This is a genomic window from Flavobacterium sp. (assembly GCF_029242675.1).
Lineage (GTDB): Bacteria > Bacteroidota > Bacteroidia > Flavobacteriales > Flavobacteriaceae > Flavobacterium.
Genome location: NZ_JAQWTM010000296.1, coordinates 1 through 7,042 on the forward strand (window position 1 = coordinate 1; position 7,042 = coordinate 7,042).

Below are 7,042 nucleotides of genomic sequence, written 5' to 3' on the forward strand. Positions count from 1 at the left end.
ATAAAGTTTGTGCTTCAGGTATGAAAGCAGTAATGATGGGCGCACAAGCAATTCAGGCAGGTGATGCTGAAGTTGTTATCGCTGGAGGAATGGAAAACATGAGTTTGATTCCACATTATATACACATGAGAAACGGAACCAAATTTGGTCCTGCTACTATGGTAGACGGATTGCAAAAAGACGGTCTCGTGGATGCTTATGACAATAATGCTATGGGTGTTTGCGCTGATTTATGTGCTTCTGAATATGAATTTACAAGAGAAGACCAAGATAATTACGCTATTCAATCCTATGAGCGCTCAGCAAAAGCATGGGAAGCTGGGAAATTTGATCAAGAAATCGTTCCTGTAGCGGTACCACAACGAAAAGGAGATCCTATTATCATTTCTAAAGACGAGGAGTTTAGTAATGTAAAAATAGACCGTATCCCTACTTTAAATGCTGTATTTACTAAAGACGGAACTGTAACTGCTGCCAATGCTTCAACAATAAATGACGGAGCTGCTGCTTTAATTTTAATGAGTGAGGAAAAAGCGATTGCCTTAGGTCTAAAACCATTAGCATTCATAAAAAGCTATGCTGATGCTGCTCAAGAACCTAAATGGTTTACCACTAGCCCAGCTAAAGCGCTTCCAAAAGCCTTAGATAAAGTGGGAATGACTGTAGCTGATGTTGACTTTTTTGAGTTCAACGAAGCATTTGCAGTGGTTGGTTTAGCAAATTCAAAAATTCTTGGACTTGACAACGATAAAGTAAACGTAAACGGTGGTGCTGTTTCATTAGGTCATCCGCTAGGTTGTTCTGGAGCACGTATTATTGTGACCCTACTTAATGTATTGGAACAAAATAATGCAAAAACTGGAGCTGCCGCAATTTGCAACGGTGGTGGTGGTGCATCAGCGATTGTCATCGAAAGAGTATAAAGAAATAAAAAAAGTATAGATGTTTGGAATTTGCAATCTGGCTATAATCCCACTTCGGTTCGAACCAAGTGACAAAAGCGAAATTGTTTCTCAAGTTTTATTTGGTGAGCATTTTGAAATTTTAGAGCAAGTACAACAATGGTCTCGTATTAAATTACAATATGACTCCTATGAAGGTTGGGTAGATTCTAAACAATATCAAGTACTATCTGAGGCAAACTTTATCCAATTGTCTAATGATGCTTTAATTCTAAGTGCAGACCTAATTGAATACATCACAGGAAACAACAATATGTTATTGCCGATACCTTTAGGCTCTTCATTGTCTTTTTTAAATCATAACGAAATTAATACAACCAATTTTGAATTTGAAGGAAACAAGACGAACGGAATTAAAGACAAAAAACATTTGATTTCTACCGCTTATTTGTATTTGAACGCCTCTTATTTATGGGGAGGCAAAACACCATTTGGTATTGATTGTTCCGGTTTTACTCAAATGGTTTATAAATTAAACGGCTACAAGCTAACCCGTGATGCTTCGCAGCAAGCAATGCAAGGAGAAGCGCTCAGTTTTATAGAAGAAAGTGAACCTGGAGATTTAGCCTTTTTTGATAACGATGAAGGCAATATCATCCATGTTGGGATCATTATGGAAAACAACTATATCATTCACGCTAGTGGTAAAGTTAGAATTGACCGCATTGACCACCTCGGAATCTATAATCCTGAAATCAATAAGCACACACACAAACTTCGTGTGATAAAAAAAATAATATAAATACTAAAACCTATCTATTTCAGATAGGTTTTTTTATTTCATTTATTCAGCTTGAGAAAAGAAAACATAAATTCGAAGTAATACCCACCACTCTAGCGAGTTCAAAATCAATTGATAGAATAGCTAGGCTTTTGCCAAAGTACCAATCATCAATTCAAATTTATTAAACAAAAAAACATTTAACAATTTCTTAGAAAGCAACAGTTTAAAAGTTTGTAGATTGCCAAATTATTGCAAAATAAAAGGAATCAGAACTATTTTATGATAGCTTTACATAAAAATCCTTTCATGAACTACTCGCATATCTAAAGAAAAACTACGCATTGATAAAACTTGTTTAAATTGCCGACACGTAGTTGAAAGACGCTATTGCCCAAATTGCGGCCAAGAAAACACAACGAGTACAAAATCCTTCCATCATCTATTCATTCATTTTTTTGAAGATTTAACGCATTACGATAATTCTTTTTGGAAAACAATTTTTAATCTTTTCTTTAAGCCAGCTGTTCTTACTAAAGCCTATTTAGCTGGGAAACGACTGACGTATTTGGCGCCCGTTAGACTCTATATATTCATTAGTTTTATTACTTTTTTGCTGATTTCGATGTTTCCAAATGACGCTAATCCAACAGACACTCAGTCAAAACCCGTTCTAATGCGCGATGCTATCATAATACCATCGCTTGATTCACTACATATCGAGGACAAAGGAATGAACAGTTTAGCTAAAGTTGGACTTCTATCACAAAACAGTACGGATACCATCAAGAAAATGATTAACGAAACCAAAGAAAAAAAAGAAGCTACAAAATTGGCTGACTTTGGATATAAATCAATCAAACAACTCGATTCTACTCAAAAAAATGTAGCCGAAGACCAACGACTCTCAGCCCCTAAATATTGGTTTCTTAAAAAATGGCTCACGGTCAAAGAACAAAATACAGATGAAGAAATTGTGGAGAAATTCAGCAAATCGTTTTATAGCAACTTACCTAAAGTATTATTTCTCTACATGCCTGTTTTCGCTTTCATCTTGTGGCTTTTTCAAGATAAAAAAAGATGGTATTATTTTGACAATGGTATTTTTACTTTGCACTATTTTTCATTTTTACTCTTAATTACGTTAGCGCTATATTTTAGCAATAAATTTTTTCATTCTTTAGAAGAGAACACTATTTTCAATTGGCTTCATTTTGCAACGCAATCCATTGGTATCCTTTGGATGTTGTACTACTTTTTTCCTGCACACCGCCGTTTTTATGAAGAACGCAAGTCGGTTTCGTTTATACAAAGTAGCGTTATCCTTATAATCAACACCGTAATCATTAGTATTTTGATGGCTTTATTTGCCTTATACACCTATATAAATATTCATTAAATAAGTCAATAAATTAAATCATTTCACTGTTTGTTTTTAGTTTTAATCTAATTCCTACTATTGACCGATTTGCTAGATGGTAGCTCAATGCAACTTTTTATTTTAATTAAACTTGGTAAGCCACAGTATTTGCATTACTGCAAAAGCAATTCAATTACAAGTCATAAGCATGCATCTGATAGGGTATTCTAATTTTTAAAAAAGAAACTTGTTTTAATTTTTTAATACTGAACCTCTGTTTATTTCATTTTTATATCGTAATATTGCAATATACTTATATGATATGGGAATTACTAAATCCGAAAATTTTACGCAAGAACAAAATGAATTGGCAACTTTGGCGAAAGCCATAGGACATCCCGCTAGAATAGCCATTATTCAACACCTGATTAAAGTAGATAGTTGCATCTGCGGAGATATTGTTAATGAATTACCATTATCTCAACCTACCGTTTCTCAACACTTAAAAGAACTGAAAAACTCGGGATTAATCAGCGGAAACATCGAAGGCAATGCCATTTGCTACTGCTTGAACCACGAAGGGTTTCAAAAAATTGAACAGTTCTTTGCAAGCATTAATTCCTCTTTAACTAAAACAAACACTTCTTGTTGCTAATATTTAAATCCAATTAAAATGAAATTATCCGCAATTAAAACTATTCTTGCTACTCTTGATACAGTAAAATTTCAACTACCAAACGGAACTTTCGTTCCCGAGCACTTTCACGTTACAGAGGTAGGTCTAATCACAAAAAACTTTATTGATTGTGGTGGTAAGGTCCGAAATGAATCGGTTGTTAATTTCCAGTTATGGAATGCCAGTGATTTTGAACACCGCTTAAAGCCAAAGAAATTAATGAATATCATTGCATTATCCGAACAAACTTTGGGTATGCCTGATGGCGAAATTGAGGTTGAGTACCAATCAGAAACCATAGGAAAATACGATCTTGACTTTAATGGTAAAAACTTTGTCCTTGTAAATAAGCAAACCGCTTGCCTAGCCGAAGACGCATGTGGTATTCCACAAATGGAGGTAAAAACAGAAACTATTTCGATCCAGCAAAACACTTGTACTCCAGGTGGAGGCTGTTGCTAATTAAAATTTGATTACTATGAATAATCCAAAAGCGCTATTCCCTTCACTGGATGAGCTAATAAAAACAATACCTTTAGATACGATCACGGCAAATCGCAAAGCAGAACTGGAGCCTTTAATCGCTTATATTCAAGATAAAGTCAATTCAAATCAAGAAATCCGACTTAATTTTATTTGTACGCACAATTCGCGTCGTAGTCATCTAGCTCAGGTTTGGGCGCAAACTGCAGCCGCTTATTATGCTATTGCAAAAGTGACTTCGTACTCAGGCGGAACCGAAGCGACTGCTTTATTCCCGATGGTTGCTCAAACTTTAGAAAAATCAGGTTTTGAAATAGACAAATTGGCCTTAGGTGACAATCCTATTTACAGCATCCGTTATAGTCAAAATGATCATCCTATCATCGGTTTTTCAAAAAATTATGATAGCCCTTTTAACCCCGAAACCGAATTTGCTGCCATATTAACCTGCTCAAGTGCTGATAAAGGTTGTCCTTTTATTGCTGGGGCAGAAAAACGCATTCCGCTTCCGTTCGAAGACCCTAAGGCGTTTGACAATAGTCCGCAACAAGCCGAAAAATATATGGAAAGAAGTATCGAAATCGCGTCAGCACTTTTATACGTCTTTTCTAAAATAAAATAAATTATGTCCGCAACTAACTGTGCACCCGCCCTTAAAAGAAAAAAGCTTAGTTTTCTTGATCAATACCTTACATTATGGATTTTTCTTGCAATGGCATTAGGTATAGGAATCGCGAACTTTATACCTTCAAGTGCTACTTTTATCAATTCGTTTTCAAATGGAACCACGAACATCCCATTAGCCATAGGTTTAATCTTAATGATGTATCCCCCTTTAGCAAAAGTCAAATACGAGCAAATGGGCCAAGTCTTCAAAGACTTTAAAATTTTGACAGCCTCATTATTGCTAAATTGGATCGTAGGTCCTTTTATCATGTTCTTTCTTGCACTGTACTTTTTACAAGATTACCCCGAATACATGATTGGAGTTATATTAATAGGTCTGGCACGTTGCATTGCTATGGTTGTAGTGTGGAATGATCTCGCAGATGGAAATAGAGAATACGCAGCTGGTTTAATCGCACTAAACAGTATCTTTCAAGTAGTGTTGTATAGTGTGTATGCTTATTTTTTTATTACCGTTCTTCCTCCCTACTTTGGCTTTACTGGATTTGAAGTGAACATTAGCATTGGAGCAATCGCTGAGAGCGTTGGAATATATTTAGGAATTCCGTTTGCTCTAGGAATTATAAGCAGGTATACGCTTTTAAAAATAAAAGGAGAACAATGGTTCAATACTACATTTATTCCTTTGGTTTCTCCTATTACTCTAATAGCACTCCTTTTTACCATTGTGATTATGTTTAGCCTTAAAGGGGAATTAATAGTGCAAATTCCGTTTGATGTACTACGAATTGCTATTCCACTAGTGCTGTATTTTATTTTTATGTTTATCCTGAGCTTTTTTGTTGGTAAATATTTTGGAGCTGATTATTCGAAAAGTACCGCTATTGCCTTTACAGCAACAGGAAATAATTTTGAGCTAGCCATTGCCGTAGCCATAGGTGTGTTTGGTATCAACAGCGGACAAGCTTTTGCGGGTGTGATTGGTCCTTTAGTCGAAGTACCTGCCTTAATTGCATTGGTAAACGTCGCTTTTTGGTTTAGAAAAAAATACTATTCTCAACCCAACTTACAGCATCAATAAAGAATCCTACTTTAATTAAAATATATTTTTTGTTTAATAAAATGTTAAATTAGTTAAACAAAAGATATTAAAGACTATCTTTGGTTATCTTAATTTAATTAACCATAAAACAATAAGTATGACAGTAGTTAAAACAATCAGCACACTTTTATTAGTTGGAGTAATCGCAACTTCTTGTGGAGACAAAAAGAAATCAGAATCAACAGAAATGACTGACACCACAGCAGTAGCAGTTGATACAACAGTTGTAGTTGAAACGCCTAACATTGTAGGAGTAGCAGCAGGAAACGATGATTTTTCAACTTTAGTTGCAGCAGTTAAAGCGGCAGAATTAGTAGAGACTTTAAGCAGTGAAGGTCCATTTACCGTTTTTGCTCCAAACAATGCAGCTTTTGCAGCGTTACCAGCTGGTACAGTAGAAACATTGCTAAAACCAGAAAGTTTAGATAAGTTAAAATCAATTTTGACTTACCACGTTGTTGCAGGAAAATTTGACGCCGCAGCGGTGACTGATGCAATCACTAAAAACAACGGTAAATTTACAGTTACAACCGTACAAGGAGGTAAAATTGACCTAAGCTTGAAAGATGGTAAAGTAATGTTAACCGATGCTAACGGAGGAACTTCGACTGTAATACTTGCAGATGTAGCAGCTTCAAATGGTGTAATACACGCAATAGATAAAGTGGTTATGCCAAAATAATTCAGTACTACTTTTCAAACTAAACCGTTGCCTCACAGCAACGGTTTTTTTATGCTCCTTTTTATTGAAATTGAGAAATAAATTGAACTCTATGAATAATAGATCAATTATTATCAACCATTTTTAAACTACTTTAGTAGCTTTTTTACCTCAGCAACCACCTACATGACTATAAACAATGAATATAAATGATATACTTGGTCGATTTTCCATCTTAGGATCAAATCAGGACAACGAAGGAAATAGCTATTCTAGAACCTTAACATTAACGGTTGATCACAACAACCGAATAAATGCAAAATGGACTATCGGATTTGATCAAACACAACACGGAACTGGATTTTTAGAGATAATATCCTAGTAATAAATTTTAATTACGAAGGCGAAGACCAAACAATTTATAAGGGCGTGGCGGTGTACCGTTGCATA

The 7,042-nt window shown here is 35.2% G+C and carries 9 protein-coding genes; all 9 read left to right on the top strand.

What is annotated here, in order from left to right:
- The coding region (locus tag P8M54_RS10740; RefSeq protein WP_300287842.1) for an acetyl-CoA C-acyltransferase at positions 1-923 on the top strand (923 nt) is incomplete at its 5' end.
- Between the two features lie 19 nt (positions 924-942).
- A complete protein-coding gene (locus P8M54_RS10745; protein WP_300287843.1) occupies positions 943-1,704 on the top strand; it encodes a C40 family peptidase in 762 nt (253 codons plus the stop codon).
- A 427-nt stretch (positions 1,705-2,131) separates the two neighbouring features.
- The gene (locus P8M54_RS10750) at positions 2,132-3,082 is read left to right on the top strand and encodes a DUF3667 domain-containing protein (protein WP_300287851.1); all 951 of its coding nucleotides are present in this window, start codon (positions 2,132-2,134) and stop codon (positions 3,080-3,082) included.
- 283 nt (positions 3,083-3,365) lie between these two features.
- A complete protein-coding gene (locus tag P8M54_RS10755; RefSeq protein WP_300287844.1) occupies positions 3,366-3,698 on the top strand; it encodes a metalloregulator ArsR/SmtB family transcription factor in 333 nt (110 codons plus the stop codon).
- Positions 3,699-3,716: 18 nt separating this feature from the next.
- Positions 3,717-4,181, top strand: coding sequence for a DUF6428 family protein (locus P8M54_RS10760; protein ID WP_300287845.1), 465 nt, complete (start codon positions 3,717-3,719; stop codon positions 4,179-4,181).
- A gap of 16 nt (positions 4,182-4,197) precedes the next feature.
- Entirely contained in the window at positions 4,198-4,824 is a 627-nt protein-coding gene (locus tag P8M54_RS10765) for a protein-tyrosine-phosphatase (protein WP_300287846.1), read from the top strand.
- A 3-nt stretch (positions 4,825-4,827) separates the two neighbouring features.
- Positions 4,828-5,910 (top strand): ACR3 family arsenite efflux transporter, encoded by a 1,083-nt coding sequence (gene arsB, locus P8M54_RS10770; protein WP_300287848.1) that lies wholly within the window; start codon positions 4,828-4,830, stop codon positions 5,908-5,910.
- 118 nt (positions 5,911-6,028) lie between these two features.
- On the top strand, positions 6,029-6,613 hold the full coding sequence (locus P8M54_RS10775) for a fasciclin domain-containing protein (protein WP_300287849.1): 585 nt from the start codon (positions 6,029-6,031) through the stop codon (positions 6,611-6,613).
- A 178-nt stretch (positions 6,614-6,791) separates the two neighbouring features.
- Positions 6,792-6,974 (top strand): hypothetical protein, encoded by a 183-nt coding sequence (locus P8M54_RS10780; protein WP_300287850.1) that lies wholly within the window; start codon positions 6,792-6,794, stop codon positions 6,972-6,974.
- Positions 6,975-7,042 lie beyond the last annotated feature (68 nt).